An 18,036-nucleotide genomic window follows, 5' to 3' on the forward strand; every position below is an offset into this window, starting at 1 on the left:
TGCCAAAAAAGCATGTACTTATACTTTACTGAATGTCTTCTTTATTTTTTGTAGGAATATGTCAATAAAAGCACGACAAATTCCTACAAAGTGATGTTTTCGTAGGCAGATAAAGCTTTTTCCACATCTCTTTTACTTAGTGCGTCAACTAACTCATCAAAACCTTCTTTGTTTATTTCATGTGTCTGTTCCTCATAAATGAACTTCACATATTCATTAATAACGACCCAAATGCGGAGTAAAAGTCGATTACCTGTAGCTTCGGCAATTGTCTTAAAAAGGTATTCCTCGGGATCTTCAACATCCCATATAGTCCTTTTTAATTCTGTAATCATTTGATCGTTTATTTGTTGACACGCTAATTCAATACAGGATTTTTCGAGAGTTTGTTTCGTTTCGAGGAGATCGTCTTTTGTTTTATCTCCTTGGATGATAAAGGTACCTAGTAAATGAATCAACTGGTGATCTCCGAAATCCTTTAAGAAGGTACCTTCACCCCTTCTTGTCTCAATTAGCCCTAATAATTCTAGCGACCTTAAGGCTTCTCTTACAGAGGAACGCCCTACTTTAAGACGATCAGAAAGCTCTCGTTCGGAAGGGATTTTATCCCCAGTGGAAAGTCCATCATCTTGAATGATGGACCTAATTTGTTTCACAATTTCAATATAAACCTTCGAACTTTGGGATGTCATTTTATATCATCCATTCAATTATTCAATTATGGCTAAACGCCTTGTCTTCTCCGCAACTTCTTCCGGATTTACAGTGATTCTTGCTACCCCTGTTTCCATTGCTGCCTTTGCCACACTTGCTGCAACTGCGGGAGCAACACGCGGGTCAAATGGCGCAGGAATGACGTACTCAGGTCGAAGTTCCTCGGAAGTTATCAATGATGCAATTGCTTCAACAGCTGCAATTTTCATTTGTTCATTTATATGTGTGGCTCTAGCATCTAAAGCCCCTCTAAAAATCCCTGGGAATGCAAGTACATTGTTTACTTGGTTTGGAAAATCAGATCTTCCTGTTCCAACAACCTTAGCACCTGCTTCTAACGCTACATCCGGCATAATTTCAGGATTAGGATTTGCCATAGCAAAGATAATTGGGTCTTGATTCATCGTTTTAACCATATCTGCTGTTAAAGCACCTTCAACAGACACTCCTATAAAGACATCCGCATCCTGGAGAGCATCTGCAAGAGAGCCTTCGACGCGATTACGATTTGTATATTTTGCTACTTCTGCTTTTACATCATTCATACCAAAGGTACGTCCCTCATAAATCGCACCTCTAGAGTCACACATAATAATGTCACGAACACCATAGCGGTATAAAAGCTTAATAATAGCAATACCTGCAGCACCTGCTCCGTTTGCAACCACTTTTATTTCTGACATTTTCTTTCCAACAAGCTTTAATGCATTCACTAGTCCTGCTACTGTAACAATCGCGGTACCGTGTTGATCATCATGAAAAACCGGAATATTGGCTTCTTTTTTAAGACGCTCCTCAATGACAAAGCAATTTGGAGCAGCGATATCCTCTAAGTTGACTCCACCAAAAGTTGGCTCTAATAATTTTACAGTTTCCACAATCTTGTCAACATCTGTTGTATTCAAACAAATTGGAAATGCATCTACACCTGCAAAGCTCTTAAACAATACAGCCTTTCCTTCCATTACCGGAAGTGCAGCTTCCGGACCAATGTTTCCTAAGCCAAGGACTGCTGTCCCGTCAGAAACAACAGCTACCATATTCCCCTTCATTGTGTATTCATACACTTTGGACTTATCATCGTAAATAACCTTACATGGTTCAGCTACACCTGGTGAGTATGCTAAACTTAAATCCTTTGCATTTCTTACTGGAATTTTTGATTTTGATTCAAGCTTTCCCTTATGAATTTGATGAATATGTAGAGCTTCTTCTCTTAGAGTCATTTCCTTTTTTTCACTCCTTGTTATAAAGAAAACTTGGCAGCCTTAAATATTGGCTCCAGTTAAAGTCATAAAAGCAGTTAAAACATGTCCAACTTTTTTCATGAAAACTAGTAAATTAGAATTTCCTTTTACACGAATGATCAGTGGTATGACCACTTCGCTTTTCTATTACAATATAACATATATGCTATTCCTGTAAAGAGTTTGTTATTGGAACACCACATTTTTTGGCCCCATTAATTTCGTAATTTCGGTTAAAAATTTTGGATTAGGGCTGATCCAAAGTTCTTGTTGAAGTTGAATTGTTTTTTGGGATTCCTCGTAATATAGAACAACAGGAGTTTCCCCTGGATATTCTCTTAACAGTTCTTTTAAATTGATAAAAACTTGATCTACTTGGTGACTTTTTTCCATCCTTATAAACAGTTTCTTTTCTTCTTCCGGTAAATCTCCTTGTTCAGGTAAGGCCTCGGTTTGATTGATGATTAGCTGTAGTTGATTATTCCGATTTTCAATCTTCCCTTTTAATAATAATAACGCCTCATTTTTTAAAAGCTTTCCTGACTGAGTATACGTTCTTGGAAAGGCAACACCTTCTAATTCACCTGTTTCATCACTAATTGTTAAAAAGGCCATTACTTCACCTTTTTTTGTGCGTATCGTTCTCTCTTTTGTGATGAATCCACCTATCACAACGTTTTGATGTAGATAGTGGGAAGCATCCGAAATCGCGATTGCTCTGTTTTTGTTTAAATATGTCGCATAGGCTGATATAGGATGACTTGATAAATAAAAACCAAGTGCTTCTTTTTCAAAACGGAGTTTTTCCATTTCCTTAAAAGGTTCAACTTCAACATATTTTGGTTTAAGTCCAAAATCGTCATCAAAAGACATCTCAAACTGATTTTCATCATCCTTTGGTCGAACGAGTTCTGCATGTTCGATTGCCACATCTAAAGTAGCTAACAGAGTGGCCCGATGTTCCCCAAATTCATCAAAGGCTCCAGAACAAATTAACGCTTCTATGGTTCGACGGTTTATGCTTCTCATCGAAGTCCTCACACAGAAATCAAACAGGTCTGAAAATGACTTAGCCTTCCGAGTTTCAATAATATCTTTTAACGCGGCAACTCCTACGCTTTTTATCCCTGCTAAACTAAACCGAATCGCCTGTTTTTCAACAATAAATGGATAATAGCTTCTATTAATTGAAGGCGGTAGAACGGTAATTCCCTTTTGTTTTGATTCACGAATATATTGTCCTAACTTGTCATCATTCCCAATGACACTCGTAAGTAATGCAGCCATAAAATAGAGCGGATAGTTTGCTTTTAAATAAGCTAGCTGATAAGCAATCATACTGTAGGCAACAGCATGGCTTCGGTTAAAACCATAATTAGCAAATCTAACAATTAAATCATAAATTTCATTTGCTGTTTTTTCGGTATAGCCTTTCTTTAAACTGCCTTGTATAAAATGCTCCCGCTCCTTATCAAGAACCTCTTTCTTCTTTTTACTTACAGCTCTCCTTAAAAGGTCAGCCTCTCCTAAACTAAATCCAGCCATTTTTGAGGCAATCTGCATAATTTGTTCCTGATACACAATAACGCCATATGTCATTTGTAGGATTGGTTTTAAATCGGAGTGTGGGTATTCGACTGCTTCTTTTCCATGTTTACGTGCAATATACAATGGGATGTTTTCCATTGGACCGGGTCTGTACAAAGCATTTACAGCCACGATGTCTTCCAGGGCATTCGGCTGTAGTCGCACTAGAACACTCCTCATTCCGCTTGACTCTAGCTGAAAAACTCCCGTTGTATCTCCTTTACTTAACAACGCAAATGTTTTCGGATCATCTAATGGAATGGTCGATAGATCAATACTCTTTCCAGTCCCGCGCTTGATCATTGACCTAATATTATCGAGAAGTGTCAAATTTCGAAGCCCAAGAAAATCCATTTTTAAGAGGCCTATTTCCTCAAGTATATCCATCGGAAATTGTGTCAAATATACGTCATTATGCCCCTCTTGAATAGCGATTAAATCAGTCAACGGTAGTTCACTAATAACAACCCCAGCAGCATGTGTAGAAGTATGTCTTGGCAGTCCTTCAATTTTTTTAGCTGTTTCAAAGATTTTACGTCCGATTTCAATGTTTTGAATATAATCCCGTAACCCTTGGGATTCTTCATACGCTTGTTGTAGAGTTATTCCAAGCTTACTAGGAACTTGTTTGGCAAGAAAATCCGCTTCCTTAGGAGAGATTCCCATTACCCTTCCAACATCCCGGAGTGCAGCTCTTGCCGCCAATGTTCCAAACGTAATGATTTGCGCGACATGAAGGCTTCCGTATTTTTTCGATACATATTCAATCATTTCATCTCGTCGGTTATCAGGAAAGTCAATATCAATATCTGGCATGGATATTCTCTCCGGGTTTAAGAATCGTTCAAATAATAGCTGGTGTTCCAATGGATCAACATCCGTAATATAAAGAACATACGCGACTAATGAGCCGGCTGCTGACCCCCTCCCTGGTCCCGTCACAATACCATTTTCATGAGCATACTTCATAAAATCCCAAACAATTAAAAAATAATCACTAAAATTCATATTTTTGATGACTTGAAGCTCATATTCGAGTCTTTCAAATTGTTCATCAGAAGGATTTTGATACCTTTCTTTTAGGCCTTTAAGACAGATTCTCGAAAGATAGTCCTCCGCCGACTCTTGATTCGGAACCGGGTATTTAGGTAATGCAAATTTACCAAATTCTATTTCAACATGACACTGTCCAGCAATGCGTATTGTATTTTCAAGAACCTCTGGAGTGTCAGAAAAAAGCTCGCTCATTTGTGAAGGAGATTTTAAATAATATTCCTTGCTTGGTAGAACGGCTCGATCTTCATCTGAAAGCTTAGTTCCATTCTTAATCGATAATAAGCATTCGTGAGCAAATGAATCTGCTTGCTCTATGTATTGAACGTTATTTGTAGCAACCAATGGTATTTTTAGTTCTTTACTTATTGCGAAAAGGTGTTTGTTCATTTCAACGTTTTCTCGCAAACCATGGTCCTGTACAGATAAATAAAAGCTTTCTTGTTCAAAAATATTTTTATAAGAAATAGCTCGCTTTATAGCTTCCTCGTAATTTCCATTCTTTAAACTTTGCTCAATGTCCCCTTTAAGACCAGGCGATATACCAATTAATCCCTCGCGATATTGGGATAACCATCTTCTAGGGATTCCTTCTTTTGATTTCGTCTGGATGGCACTACTAATTTTTAATAGATTTTGATATCCTTTGTTGTTTTTCGCAAGTAATACTACAGGATAAGCAATGTGCTCATCCTCCGACAACACGGAGGCAGTCATTCCTATGATTGGCTTGATTCCATGCTTCCTGCATTCTTTATAAAAAGCTATTGCACCATACATTACATTTTCATCGGTTAACGCCAATGCTTTAAGCCCAAGGTTGCTCGCTTTTTCAACCAATGCTTCTATTTTTGCAGCACTCGATAAAAGGCTGTAGGCGCTTTGAACCTGTAGATGAACAAAAGGCAATGAAATCCCACCTCTTTCATGATTCGTTCTATTGAATACTTCAATTATAGTCCTATTTATGAAACAAGCAAAACAAAACTCATAGTTTGTACGGTTTGTCCATATACATGTATTAAATCATTATAAAATTATCAATAACAAAAAGAGGGTGTCCAAATGGAAATAAAAGATGCTTTTATGCCTGCATTTATTCATAGTTTTTTTATTGCGCTCGGGGTTCTTTTAGGTGGATCGTTAATCGGAGGGCTCGGTGCCTTTATGTCAGGTCAAGCACCTTTATCTGAAATCTATTCGGTGGCAAGCAAGTTGAAAATTTGGGCACTTGTTGCTGCAATTGGTGGGACTTTCGATACCTTTTATAGCTTTGAAAAGGGAATTTTTCTTGGACAAACAAAAGATGTCTTTAAGCAATTTCTCCTAATTGTTTCAGCAATGGGAGGAGCTCAGTTCGGGTGGAGAATTATTGAGTGGTTCACACAGGAGCATATCACCTAATGAGAGTACCACCTTATCATCAAAAACCGGGTTGGCAACGATTTTTTGCTGGCATTGTAATCGGCGCCTTATTAAGTTGGTTCATCTTTTTGTTTCAGTTTGGGGTGTTGCAGGATAATCAGATTCGAAAGATAACACAACAGGAAGATGAAATTAAAGAGCTAAAAAAAAGTAAGGATATTCTTATTGAAGATGTGAAAAAATTAAACGAAGATAACAAAAACAAACTCAAAATTCAGGACTTTAAGGTGGATTTTACAAATAAAAAGAAGTTTGATATTAGTTCACTCAATCTTCATCATATAAAAACCGCTGTCATTGAGGATCTTAACACCTTAATTGGACAGGATATTCAAACAGTATCCCAAAACAAAGAGCTTCTTTTTAGGACAATTGAAAATAGTGTTTATGAACTGGACGATAAAAAATATAGACTCAAAATTCACACCGTCTTTTTTGATACTACACTCGAAATCACACTCAATATCGAACTAGTTAAATAAGAAAAGCAAAAGGCGCTCGCCTATCGGCAACAAGCATAAGCCAATCGCTGATAGAAGGCGCTTCTTGCCTTCCGAAGCGATTGGCTTAGACCAGAGAGACGATGGCGCCTGGAGCTAGACAACGAAAACTACGTAAAAAATTTTATACTTTCTTATTTTTAAACGAAGCCTCCATTTTAGGAGGCTTTTATTTGTTATCAAGTGAACATTTTGTTACAGACACATTAAAATTTTTGGAAAATTTTAAAAATATGTAGCATTTTTGAGCGAAAATGAAATAAAATGTAATTAAAACGCACAAGGAGGGAAAATATGTATATTAACCGCAGAAAACTTTTAAATGAAAAAATGACGCATTTAAAAAATGGGTACTCCGCTTACGCAGAATCCCCAGATATCATCAATGCGCTAAAGAAAGAAATACAAGCACTAAACCTTAATGTTTTTGAAGAGGTAACAGATTTAGGCTCTTGGTTCATCCCCGTAAAGGTAGATAACTAAAAGAAAAGTCGCATGCAAATGGAGCGGTTTTTTTTTTTTGGTCTGCAAACCTCCTGCAAATCAGCAATTACCTGCTCTACCTCATCCCATGAATAGATGGTAGCTCCTGATGCGAGGGGATGCCCACCACCATTGTACTTTTTGGCAACTTTGTTTATTACCGGTCCTTTTGAGCGTAAGCGAACACGAATTTGATCCTTTTCCTCTACGAAAAACACCCACATCTTGAGATTTTCGATATTTCCTAAATTACTTACAAGCTGCGATGCTTCAGCAGGTGTTACATTGTATTTTTTCAAAATATCATTTGTAATTGTCATCCAGCCCACACCATCTTCAGTGACCTTGTAATTCTGATAAACATACCCACTTAGACGAGCGACTTTTTCCTTTATTTTATACAAATTTTCGTAAACTAATGGAAAATCAAAGCCATATTCAAGTAATTCTCCTGCATATGTAAATGTTTTTGGATTTGTATTTGGAAATAAAAATCGACCGGTGTCTCCGACCATTCCAGCAAATAGAAGCTTCGCAGCCTCCTGTGAAAGTGTAAAACCTTGATTTTTCCCTTGGAGGTAGAGCTCATAAATCATTTCACTGCAGGAGCTTGCATCTGTATCAACCCATAAAAGGTCTCCATATGGGTCTTCATTTGGATGATGATCAATTTTAATTAGCTTTCTGCCTTGTTTGTAGCGCTGATCTGAAATCCGCCCCTGATTTGCAGTATCACAAACAATCACTAGAGCGTCTTTATAGGTTTCATCAGATATCTTATCCATTTCTTTTAGAAAGAGTAAAGAGGGTTCATCCTCGCCTACGACAAAAACGTTTTTAGTCGGATAGGAAGCTGTCAAGATTTCAGCTAAACCACATTGTGACCCATATGCATCCGGATCCGGCCTTACATGGCGATGAATGATAATAGTCTCAAACTCTCTTATTGTTTTTAGAATCTCCTGAATCATTTCAACTCTCCTTATTGAATACCCATTTTGTTCTTTTTTCTTCACGAAGTTTCCACATTCTATTCACTAGCATTTTAGATTCGTTCTAGTTACAATAGGAATAGCAATCTAGAATTGGAGGAAGTTTTTTATGAAGATACTTGTTTTTTTCATTATATTTGCACTTATGTTTTATTTTTATTATAAAACAAAATACTTTCGCACAAGACGTCCAGTTGAAAAACAATGGCTCTCTGCGAAGTCGAGTATGGCACTCGGACTATTTGTTGCCTTTTTCGGTTTAAATGCTTACTTTGTTCATCCTTCTACAATCTCATATGTAATTGGTACCATCCTTATCATTGTTGGTAGCGGAAGCACATGGGCAGGATTCCGTGCCTATAAGCATTATCAGCCATTAGTGATAAAAGAAGCAGAACAACAGTAAGAAAGAAAAAGGACGCCTTAGCGTCTCTTTTTTTTCCTCACATAAAATTTCTAAAAGATTGTTGCTATTGGATAAAACATAACTATTTTGATTGAAGCGGAAGGTGGCGACTCCTCGAAAATGCATTCGCATTTTCTTCGTGCGTGGGTTATTTCAAGGAAGAAATTCAAAGTCCTGCGGGAAAAGCGTGAGACTTGAGACCCCACAGGAGCGAACAGTAGAACGAAGCCTAAAAGCGCCACTTCCTGTGGCAACGGCTTCGTGACCTACATCGTGTAGGCCTGAGGTGGCTCAAGCCACGCCCGCGGAAAGCGTCCACCAGCAGCGGAAATCAATTGTGCTCAATAACAACAAAGTTTAAACCTAAATAAACAATCTATCTTTCAATTAATTGTGCCATCATCATTGCCTTTCCAACAACGACTCCACCATTGAAAACTTCAACATCGACTTTACCAAATCGTCTACCAACCTCTAAAACTCGAGGATGAATTTCCATCATACTATCAATTTGAACAGGCTTCATAAAATAAACCGTCATATTTTCAATAACAAGGTCACCTTTTTTAAAGGATTTAAGTACCCTATTGGCAGCCTCAGTGACAATTGTTGTAAACACACCGTAGGAAATGGTCCCCAAGTAATTTGTCATTTGTGGAGTTACCTCGCATTGATAAATAGACTCTCCATCAGCAGAAATATCCACGAGTTGATTTGTGACAATATCATCAATTGTTTCTCCTACCTGTGGTTGACGACCAATCATCTGAAGGGCTTTTAATACATCCTGACGACTTATAATTCCTTGCAATCGATTTGACTGATTGACGACCGGTAGCATTTCAATTCCTTCCCATACCATCATATGGGAGACAGAAGCAACAGAGGTTTTTTCATTCACCGTCATTGGGTTTTTTGTCATCACTTTTTCAATTGGCATTTGTGGGTCCTGTCCCATAATGTCCTTTGCAGTCACCATGCCAACTACCTTTGATTGGTTATCAATTACAGGATAGCGTCCGTGCCCTGTTTCAGTATTGTGTTCATACCATTTCTCAACTTTATCCGAAAGGTGAAGGCTAACCGTCTCCGTTTCCGGTGTTAAGATATCCTCAACTAATACAATCTCCTTTTTTATGAGCTGATCATAAATGGCACGATTAATCATTGTGGCAACCGTAAAGGTATCATAGCTACTGGAGATAATAGGTAGCTGTAGCTCATCAGCAAGTTTTTTTACTTGTTCATCCGTGTCAAAGCCACCTGTAATCAATACAGCAGCACCTGCATTTAACGCATATTCATGTGCCTTTGTACGGTTACCTACAATCAATAGGTTTCCAGCACCCGTATAACGCATCATAGCCTCAAGCTTCATAGCACCGATGACAAATTTATTTAATGTTTTGTGGAGACCCGCTTTTCCCCCAAGCACTTGTCCATCGACAATGTTCACAACTTCAGCGAAGGTGAGTTTTTCAATGTTTTCTTTCTTCTTTCGTTCAATTCGAATTGTCCCAACACGTTCGATTGTGCTAACATATCCCTTATTTTCTGCATCCTTGATTGCACGGTAAGCAGTCCCCTCGCTCACCTTCATATCCTTGGCAATTTGTCGAACCGAAATTTTCTCACCAATCGGAAGTGTGTCAATATACTGTAATATTTGCTCATGCTTTGTCGCCAAGCTCTTCACCCTCTAATAATCATTCTTTTATCTATTTCCGTTATTTTCTTATCTTTATTATACGGGTGAAGTATGTTTTATTCAATTTTATATAGAAACCAAATACGCCTTAGTGTATTTGCGCCCTATTTTAGGCCCACACGAGGTGGGTCACAAAGACGTTGCCACAGGATGTGGCGTTGTTAGTCTTTGATCTTACTCGTCGAAAATCTTCCTTTGAAAAATCGTGGCATCCGCCGGAGGTTAATTACTAACATCAATCAGCATAAGCTGATTGATGTTAGTAATTCCGCATTCGTTGTCGACGTTTTGCTGACGCACCTTGTGGGTTTGTCATTTTTTGAGCAATCTTAGGATTATACAATAAACCAATTAGATTTCCACTGACTACAATCAAAGCAAAAACGAGCCAAGAAATCGCAAAAATACCTTCTAAGCCTTCTGCTCCTATTGCTAAACGTGGTACCCCATAATATAGTAAAACACCACAAAGCAGTAAACATAGTATTAATCTATTATGCATACCATTTCCTCCTTTACCTATGCTTGTATCATTCTATGAGGCAAGCATAAAAAAAAGACGTGAATCCTCACGCCTTAATTTCACTCTATAATTCAATTAAATCTCCTGCTGATAAAACTTTTCCTTCAGTTGAAGTCAGTCTTGAGACAAAATCATTGGCATCCTGTTGAATAACCGGGAAAGTATTATAATGAATTGGAACAATTGTTTTTGCCTTTAACCACTCCGCTGCGATTAAAGCATCATCTGGTCCCATTGTAAAATTATCCCCAATTGGTAAGAAGGCAACATCAATGTCGTTAAGTTCACCGATTAACTTCATGTCATAAAACAATGCAGTGTCCCCTGCATGATAAATGGTTTTTCCTTCTGCCGTAAACAAGATGCCGCCTGGCATACCTGTATATACGAACTCCTTCTTCTCAGGAATTTCTACGCTTGAGCCGTGAAAAGCCAATGTAAACTTCACCTTTCCAAAATCAAATTGGTGCGCACCACCAATATGCATTGGATGTACTTTCAATCCCTGCCATCCTAAATAAACAGCAAGTTCATTTGGTGCTACTACCAAGCTTGAGTTACGCTTAGCAAGGTCTACAGTGTCCCCAACATGATCTCCATGTCCATGTGTGAGTAAAATGACATCGACTTTTTCTTCGGCTGCGTTTAAGTCTGTATTTGGGTTACCTGTAATAAACGGGTCAATTATGATTGTCTTACCACTCGTTTCAATTTTTACGACAGAATGTCCATGATACGATACCTTCATATGGATCTCTCCTTCCAGAATTGTATGTAGAAACCATATTATATTACTTCTTTTTTCATGCGTACTTTCCCTCTTTTTTTATACCCTTTTCCTAATTAAAACAAACCCTGAATTATTTTTACTATGAAGTTCTCTCCTTTCGCTTTAACCAACAAAGTGCTAAAATTGAACAGTATTCTTTATTATTCAAAAGGATGTGTTACATATGAATCAACGATTACAACAGTTATCTAGTTGGTTAAAGGAAAAAGACATTGCGTGTAGTTTCATTACGTCTACTCCAAATGTATTTTACTTAACAAATTTTTATACAGACCCACATGAAAGACTTCTTGGTTTATTTGTCTTTCAAGATGAAGAGCCTATCTTAATTTGTCCTAATATGGAACTTGCTCAAGCACGTAATGCAGGATGGCAATATGAAATCATCGGATTTAGTGATACAGATAATCCATGGGAGCTCATCCAAAATTCTCTCTCAAAACGAAATGTAAATGTATCCACATTGGCTCTTGAAAAAGAGCATTTAACCGTTGAGCGATTTGAGCAGATTCAAAAATTGTTCCCTTCCACCTCATTCGTATCTGCTGAAGAAAAATTACATACGTTACGCATGATTAAAGAAGAACAAGAGGTATCTATTCTCCAAGAAGCAGCTAAGCTTGCTGATTATGGAGTAGAAGTTGGGGTAGAAGCCATTGCTGAAGGAAAAACAGAATTAGATGTGTTAGCAACAATCGAATTTGAATTAAAGAAAAAAGGAATCCGTCAAATGTCTTTCGATACCATGGTATTAACAGGTCTAAAAACAGCTGCACCACACGGGAAACCTGGTCTTGAAACGATCAAAAAAGGTGATTTTGTCCTATTTGACTTAGGTGTAGTTCTAGATGGATATTGTTCAGACATTACCAGAACTGTTGCTGTTGGTGAGATTTCAGATCAACAACGTGAGGTTTATAACACCGTATTAAAAGCTCAACTGGCAGCTGTTGATGCATGTCAACCTGGAACAAGAGTAGGAGATATTGACGTGGCTGCACGTTCCATTATTTCAAATGCTGGATATGGGGAATATTTCACACATCGAATTGGTCACGGGCTTGGAATTGATGTTCATGAATTCCCATCCATGAATGAAACAAATGATATGCTTTTACAAAAAGGAATGGTATTTACCATTGAACCAGGAATTTATGTTCCGGAAATCGGTGGTGTCCGGATTGAGGATGATATGATCATCACCTCCGATGGTGCTAAAACATTAACTAATTTTCCAAAAGAACTTATTACGAAATAACTATGAAAGGACCCCTTGGGGTCCTTTTAATTGACTGCATTCTCTTCCTCTTCAAATTTTGAACAAAGGTATTCAAACAGCTTATGGTTAAAATTATCCTGATTACGCACATAATCAAATAAAATATTATATTGCTCTTTATTATCCTGCAACCCATTCAACACCTTAAAAAACAATTCCTTTTGTTCCGAGATGGTATTTACGATTTCCAGATCTTTCTCATCTTTTTCTTCAAATCGTTTTGAAATTGTTTCGTTTTTCACCTCATGGTTTTTTAAGGCAGCGATGATTTGATCAAATTGATCCTTCACGAGATTCATATTCTCAGAGACTTTTTTGTTAAAGATTTCTTGATTTTGAACAATGCGTCCTAAAATCTCAAGCTGGTCTTTATGGTCCACTTGCTGCTTAGCTGCTGTCTCATTGTATTTTTCCTGTTTCTTCATAAAGCCAACAAATACCTCCAATAAATTTTTCTGTTCGCTCATATTCTTTGAGAGCTTTTCATCCTTCATCCTTTGCTTCTGTTCATGATTAAAAAATTGATGTTGAAATCCCTTTTGTTCCTCCGCTAACTTCTTGATTAATTCTTCATTACTTTTTATATATTCTTTAATGGTTTCATTGTATTTTTCCTGCAACTTTATATGTTCAGTTACAAAATTCGAATAATAGGTCGATTGATTCAGGTTTTCTGTTTCGGAAGACGTTGGTCGGTGAACATAGGGTGCTAATGATCCATTATAAAAAACGGATGAACCCATACTTGTGCACTCCTTTACTCCTTTAGTAGACGTATGACTCACTACATACTTTTCTTTATCTTATTTTTATGCATAAAAAATGGTGACAATGATTAGATACTGGCGAAACTGGAAAAGGATACCTAAAAAGGTACCCTCAGAGTTTTTATCTATTTTCAAAAAGTGGTTTTGCATCTGAATAGGAGGTTCCGTGTGCTTCTGCAACCGCTTTGTAGGTTACAAATCCATCTAGTGTATTGATTCCTTTGAACAAAGCATCATTATCCAAACAAGCTCTCTTGAATCCTTTATTCGCGATCATCAGTGCATATGGAACAGTTACATTTGTTAATGCAAAAGTTGAAGTGCGCGGTACAGCTCCAGGCATGTTCGCAACGGCATAGTGGACAACATCATGTTTGATATAGGTTGGATTATCATGTGTTGTAATTTTGTCCGTCGTTTCAAAAATCCCACCTTGGTCTATTGCAATATCTACGACTACAGAACCTGGTGCCATTGATTTAATCATTTCTTCCGTTACAAGTTTTGGAGCCTTTGCTCCCGGAATGAGTACTGCACCGATTACAAGATCGGATTCCTTCACAGCTTCTGCAATTGTAAGTGGGTTTGACATAAGTGTTGTTACATCTGCGCCAAAAATGTCATCGAGCTGGCGAAGACGGTCTGGATTTAAATCGATAACCGTTACCTGTGCTCCAAGACCCACTGCCATCTTAGCAGCATTCGTTCCTGCAACTCCTCCTCCGATGATCGTCACATTACCACGATGTACTCCAGGTACTCCAGCTAGTAAAATACCTTTGCCACCATGTGTCTTCTCTAAAAATTGGGCACCGATTTGTGTTGCCATCCTTCCTGCAACCTCACTCATTGGAGTTAGTAATGGAAGGGAACCGTTTGGTAACTGCACTGTCTCATAAGCAAGTCCAATTACTTTTTTCTTAACAAGAGCCTTTGTTAGTTCAGGCTCTGCAGCTAAATGTAAATACGTAAATAAGAGTAAATCGTCACGGAAATATTGAAACTCCTCTGGCAGTGGTTCTTTTACCTTCATGACCATTTCCGCCTGCCATGCTTCACTTGGTGTATTCACAATCATTGCCCCTGCATCGGCATATTGTTGATCTGTAAAACCAGATCCTGCCCCAGCGTTGGTCTCTATATAGACTTCATGGCCGTAGTTTACAAGACTTACAACACCAGCCGGCGTCATTGCAACGCGGTTTTCGTTATTTTTTATCTCCCGAGGTACACCAATACGCATGTAAAAACACTCCTCTAATTATGGTCAATAAATCCATTTTCCTTAAAATTACAAATCCTATTATAACAATTTTGAAAGCACTTACACAACTATCTTTTTCTTTCTGATAATCCACCAAAAAGTTCAATTTTTATACAATTTATTTTCCTTTCTAAATGATATGCAGTGCTATAATAATAGTAGATAGACTATATCTATATTTAGGGGGGGCATTTAAATGCTAGTTTCCTATAAAAAAGTCCTTGTTGCTGTTGATGGTTCAAAGGAAGCTGAATGGGCTTTTAAAAAAGCAATTGATGTTTGTAAGCGGTATCATTCAGAACTGATTATTACTCATGTGATTGACTTAAAACAATTTGCAACAATCGGTGCATACCAGCTAAACCTAACAGAGGAATCTGAAAAATTCGGAAAAGAATTGCTGAAACGGTATGAGCAAATGGCGGAAGAAGCAGGTATTGAAGATATAGACACAATATTAGAATATGGATCTCCTAAAATAAAAATTGCAAAGGAAATTGCGCCAAAGCATCAAGTTGATTTAATCATTTGTGGTGCGACTGGTCTTAACGCAGTCGAAAGGTTCCTATTAGGCAGTGTTTCTGAAAACATTACACGTTATGCAAAATGTGATGTCATGGTTGTTCGAACAGAAAAGGACCTTTAAGATATAACAAAAAAATCGTGAACAATCACGATTTTTTTGTTTGTTTTATTTTTTGTAAAACCTTGTATACTTCATCAAATCCTGTTCCTCCTGCACTCTTACGACGCGCTACAGCAGTTGCAGGTAATAACACTTCATAAATGTCTTCTTCAAAGAGTACAGATGACTCTTTGAACACTTCAAGCGGTAAATCTCCTAAGAAGACGCCACGTTCAATACAAGTTAACACTAACTTCCCAACCACTTCATGAGCTTCTCTAAACGGTAATCCCTTCGAAGCTAAGTAATCCGCAAGCTCTGTAGCATTTGAGAAATCCTTTTTAACAGCTGTTGCCATCACTTCTTTTTTCACCTTCATAGTTGACACCATTCCGGCAAAAACTTTCAAGGATCCTTTTACTGTCTTCACAGTATCAAACATGCCTTCTTTGTCCTCTTGCATATCTTTGTTATACGCTAGAGGTGTTCCTTTAAGGACAGTTAATAATCCAAAAAGGTTTCCGTAAACCCTTCCTGTTTTACCACGGATTAGTTCTGCCATATCGGGGTTTTTCTTTTGTGGCATAATGCTGCTTCCCGTTGCAAAAGTATCATCCATCTCAATAAAATTAAATTCCTGAGAAGACCATAGAATTAACTCTTCGCAAAAACGTGAAAGGTGCATCATAATCATTGAACTATTGCTTAAAAATTCAACGATAAAATCTCGATCACTCACGGCATCGATACTATTCTCATAGATTTTTTCAAAGCCTAATAGCTCTGCAGTGTAGTAACGGTCAATAGGAAAAGTAGTTCCAGCTAAGGCTCCAGCTCCTAATGGAGACATATTGATTCTTTTTAACGAGTCCACTAAACGCTCTTTATCTCGTTCAAGCATCCAATAATAGGCCAACAAATGATGGGCAAATGAAATCGGCTGTGCCCTCTGTAAGTGTGTATATCCGGGTGCTATTGTTTCAACATGTTGTTCTGCTTGTTCCACGATTGCGTCCTGTAGTTCTTCAACGACCTCGATGATTTCATTGACTTGTTGTCGTAAGTATAAATGCATATCTGTGGCAACCTGGTCATTTCTACTTCGCCCTGTATGAAGCTTGCCACCGACCTGCCCAATCTCGTCAATAAGCATTTTTTCAATATTTAAATGAATATCTTCATTTGCAACAGAATATTCCAATTCACCATTTTTAGCTTTTACCAATAAGGTAAGTAACCCTGACTTAATGGTTTCTGTTTCTTCCGTTGAAAGTATTCCACATTTACCAAGCATGGTAACATGGGCAATGCTTCCTTCAATATCTTCCTTCACCAGTTCCTGGTCGAAGGAGATAGATGCACCGAACTCATCTACCCATCCTTCCGCACTTTTGGTGAATCTTCCACCCCAAAGCTTTTTCATACTTCTACCTTCTTGCTGTTATTTACGATACTATTCACCTTTGTTGGTAAGCCCCATAATGAAATGAAACCAACCGCAGCATTATGATCGAATTCATCATCTGAAGTATATGTCGCAAGCTTTTCATCGTACAAGGAATTATCAGATTTACGTCCTTCAACAATTGCATGACCTTTGAAAAGTTTTACACGAACTGTTCCATTTACATTTTTTTGTGTTTCTTTTAAGAAACCAAGTAATGCATCCTTTAGTGGTGAGAACCATAGTCCGTTGTAAATTAATTCAGTTAGCTTTTGCTCAATAACTGGTTTGAAATGTGCTACTTCTTTTACAAGGGTAAGGTCTTCGAGTTCCTTATGTGCAGTAATTAATGTCATTGCACCAGGGCACTCATATACTTCACGAGATTTAATCCCGACAAGACGGTTTTCCACATGGTCGATACGACCTACCCCGTGTTTTCCAGCAATTTGGTTTAATTCAAGAATTAGTTCTGATAATGGATATTGCTGACCATTGATTGTTTTTGGTACACCTTGTTCAAAACCAATTTCAATAATGTCAGGTGTGTTTGGCGATTCTTCGAGAGACACTGTTAATTCATATGCTTCTTCTGGTGGAGCAGCCCATGGATCTTCTAAAATTCCACACTCATTACTGCGTCCCCAAAGATTTTGGTCAATTGAAAATGGGCTATCTAGGTTAATTGGAATCGGAATATTATGTTGTTTCGCATATTCGATTTCCTCTTCACGCGACCAGCTCCATTCACGAACAGGTGCTAAAACTTCAAGGTCTGGATTTAATGCCTTAATTGAAACTTCAAAACGAACTTGGTCATTTCCTTTTCCAGTACAACCATGTGCAACTGCAACTGCATTTTCTTCTTGCGCAACTTCAACCAGCTTTTTCGCGATTAGTGGACGAGATAATGCAGATACTAACGGATATTTTCCTTCGTAAAGTGTATGTGCTTGTAAAGCTGCAAGCGCAAATTCATTTGCAAATTCTTCCTTTGCATCAATGACGTATGAAGATACAGCACCGACTGTAATTGCTTTTTCTTTAATAAACCCTAAGTCCTTCCCTTCACCCACATCTAAACAACAAGCTACAACATCATAACCTTGCTCCTGTAACCATTTAACAGCAACACTTGTATCAAGACCACCTGAATAGGCTAAAACAACTTTCTTTTTGCTCATATATATCTCCCTTTCGAATAATAATTCATACGATTTTATATTTAT

At 37.8% G+C, this 18,036-nt stretch carries 17 protein-coding genes; 6 read left to right on the top strand and 11 right to left on the bottom strand.

Annotation, left to right across the window (positions count from 1 at the left end):
- Nucleotides 1–83: 83 nt before the first annotated feature.
- The 3 genes from DZB84_RS08020 to DZB84_RS08030 all read right to left on the bottom strand — a co-directional run bounded on the left by DZB84_RS08020 (nt 84) and on the right by DZB84_RS08030 (nt 5,510).
- Nucleotides 84–692, bottom strand: a complete 609-nt coding sequence (locus DZB84_RS08020; protein WP_116351743.1) for a FadR/GntR family transcriptional regulator — start codon at nt 690–692, stop codon at nt 84–86.
- A gap of 18 nt (nt 693–710) precedes the next feature.
- Nucleotides 711–1,940 carry an NADP-dependent malic enzyme gene (ystJ, locus tag DZB84_RS08025; protein ID WP_116351744.1) on the bottom strand — a complete coding sequence of 410 codons (1,230 nt, stop codon included), beginning with the start codon at nt 1,938–1,940 and terminating at the stop codon, nt 711–713.
- Nucleotides 1,941–2,147: 207 nt separating this feature from the next.
- A complete protein-coding gene (locus tag DZB84_RS08030; RefSeq protein WP_116351745.1) occupies nt 2,148–5,510 on the bottom strand; it encodes a DNA polymerase III subunit alpha in 3,363 nt (1,120 codons plus the stop codon).
- A 156-nt stretch (nt 5,511–5,666) separates the two neighbouring features.
- Between DZB84_RS08030 and ytrH the strand changes: the two genes are divergently transcribed.
- The 3 genes from ytrH to DZB84_RS08045 all read left to right on the top strand — a co-directional run bounded on the left by ytrH (nt 5,667) and on the right by DZB84_RS08045 (nt 7,009).
- Nucleotides 5,667–6,005, top strand: a complete 339-nt coding sequence (gene ytrH / locus DZB84_RS08035; RefSeq protein WP_116351746.1) for a sporulation membrane protein YtrH — start codon at nt 5,667–5,669, stop codon at nt 6,003–6,005.
- Complete coding sequence (gene ytrI, locus DZB84_RS08040; RefSeq protein ID WP_116351747.1) at nt 6,005–6,508, top strand: sporulation membrane protein YtrI; 504 nt, start codon at nt 6,005–6,007, stop codon at nt 6,506–6,508. Before ytrH ends, ytrI begins: the two co-directional genes overlap by 1 nt.
- 312 nt (nt 6,509–6,820) lie before the next feature.
- Complete coding sequence (locus DZB84_RS08045; RefSeq protein ID WP_116351748.1) at nt 6,821–7,009, top strand: YtzJ family protein; 189 nt, start codon at nt 6,821–6,823, stop codon at nt 7,007–7,009.
- Here DZB84_RS08045 and DZB84_RS08050 read toward each other — a convergent pair.
- Complete coding sequence (locus tag DZB84_RS08050; protein WP_116351749.1) at nt 7,006–7,980, bottom strand: DHH family phosphoesterase; 975 nt, start codon at nt 7,978–7,980, stop codon at nt 7,006–7,008. The genes DZB84_RS08045 and DZB84_RS08050 overlap by 4 nt on opposite strands.
- Before the next feature lie 130 nt (nt 7,981–8,110).
- Here DZB84_RS08050 and DZB84_RS08055 point away from each other — a divergent pair, with 130 nt between their 5' ends.
- Complete coding sequence (locus tag DZB84_RS08055) at nt 8,111–8,407, top strand: YtpI family protein (RefSeq protein WP_116351750.1); 297 nt, start codon at nt 8,111–8,113, stop codon at nt 8,405–8,407.
- A 376-nt stretch (nt 8,408–8,783) separates the two neighbouring features.
- Here the strand turns inward: DZB84_RS08055 and DZB84_RS08060 are convergent, their stop codons facing one another.
- From DZB84_RS08060 to DZB84_RS08070, 3 genes are all read right to left on the bottom strand, one after another.
- Complete coding sequence (locus tag DZB84_RS08060; protein ID WP_116351751.1) at nt 8,784–10,094, bottom strand: CBS domain-containing protein; 1,311 nt, start codon at nt 10,092–10,094, stop codon at nt 8,784–8,786.
- A gap of 280 nt (nt 10,095–10,374) precedes the next feature.
- Nucleotides 10,375–10,617 (bottom strand): hypothetical protein, encoded by a 243-nt coding sequence (locus DZB84_RS08065; RefSeq protein ID WP_116351752.1) that lies wholly within the window; start codon nt 10,615–10,617, stop codon nt 10,375–10,377.
- Nucleotides 10,618–10,702: 85 nt separating this feature from the next.
- Nucleotides 10,703–11,386 carry a metal-dependent hydrolase gene (locus tag DZB84_RS08070; RefSeq protein WP_116351753.1) on the bottom strand — a complete coding sequence of 228 codons (684 nt, stop codon included), beginning with the start codon at nt 11,384–11,386 and terminating at the stop codon, nt 10,703–10,705.
- A 205-nt stretch (nt 11,387–11,591) separates the two neighbouring features.
- On the opposite strand from DZB84_RS08070, the gene DZB84_RS08075 reads away from it, so the two are divergent.
- Nucleotides 11,592–12,686, top strand: coding sequence for a M24 family metallopeptidase (locus DZB84_RS08075; RefSeq protein ID WP_116351754.1), 1,095 nt, complete (start codon nt 11,592–11,594; stop codon nt 12,684–12,686).
- Nucleotides 12,687–12,712: 26 nt separating this feature from the next.
- On the opposite strand, the gene DZB84_RS08080 is transcribed toward DZB84_RS08075, so the two are convergent.
- Nucleotides 12,713–13,450 (bottom strand): hypothetical protein, encoded by a 738-nt coding sequence (locus tag DZB84_RS08080; RefSeq protein ID WP_116351755.1) that lies wholly within the window; start codon nt 13,448–13,450, stop codon nt 12,713–12,715.
- A gap of 145 nt (nt 13,451–13,595) precedes the next feature.
- On the bottom strand, nt 13,596–14,717 hold the full coding sequence (gene ald / locus DZB84_RS08085) for an alanine dehydrogenase (RefSeq protein ID WP_116351756.1): 1,122 nt from the start codon (nt 14,715–14,717) through the stop codon (nt 13,596–13,598).
- A gap of 217 nt (nt 14,718–14,934) precedes the next feature.
- Here ald and DZB84_RS08090 point away from each other — a divergent pair, with 217 nt between their 5' ends.
- A complete protein-coding gene (locus DZB84_RS08090) occupies nt 14,935–15,384 on the top strand; it encodes a universal stress protein (protein ID WP_116351757.1) in 450 nt (149 codons plus the stop codon).
- Between the two features lie 25 nt (nt 15,385–15,409).
- On the opposite strand, the gene argH is transcribed toward DZB84_RS08090, so the two are convergent.
- On the bottom strand, nt 15,410–16,786 hold the full coding sequence (gene argH / locus DZB84_RS08095; RefSeq protein WP_116351758.1) for an argininosuccinate lyase: 1,377 nt from the start codon (nt 16,784–16,786) through the stop codon (nt 15,410–15,412).
- A complete protein-coding gene (locus DZB84_RS08100) occupies nt 16,783–17,991 on the bottom strand; it encodes an argininosuccinate synthase (RefSeq protein WP_116351759.1) in 1,209 nt (402 codons plus the stop codon). Before DZB84_RS08100 ends, argH begins: the two co-directional genes overlap by 4 nt.
- Nucleotides 17,992–18,036 lie beyond the last annotated feature (45 nt).

It is taken from the genome of Bacillus sp. HNG (assembly GCF_003400205.1).
Taxonomy (GTDB): Bacteria; Bacillota; Bacilli; order Bacillales; family Bacillaceae_L; genus Ferdinandcohnia.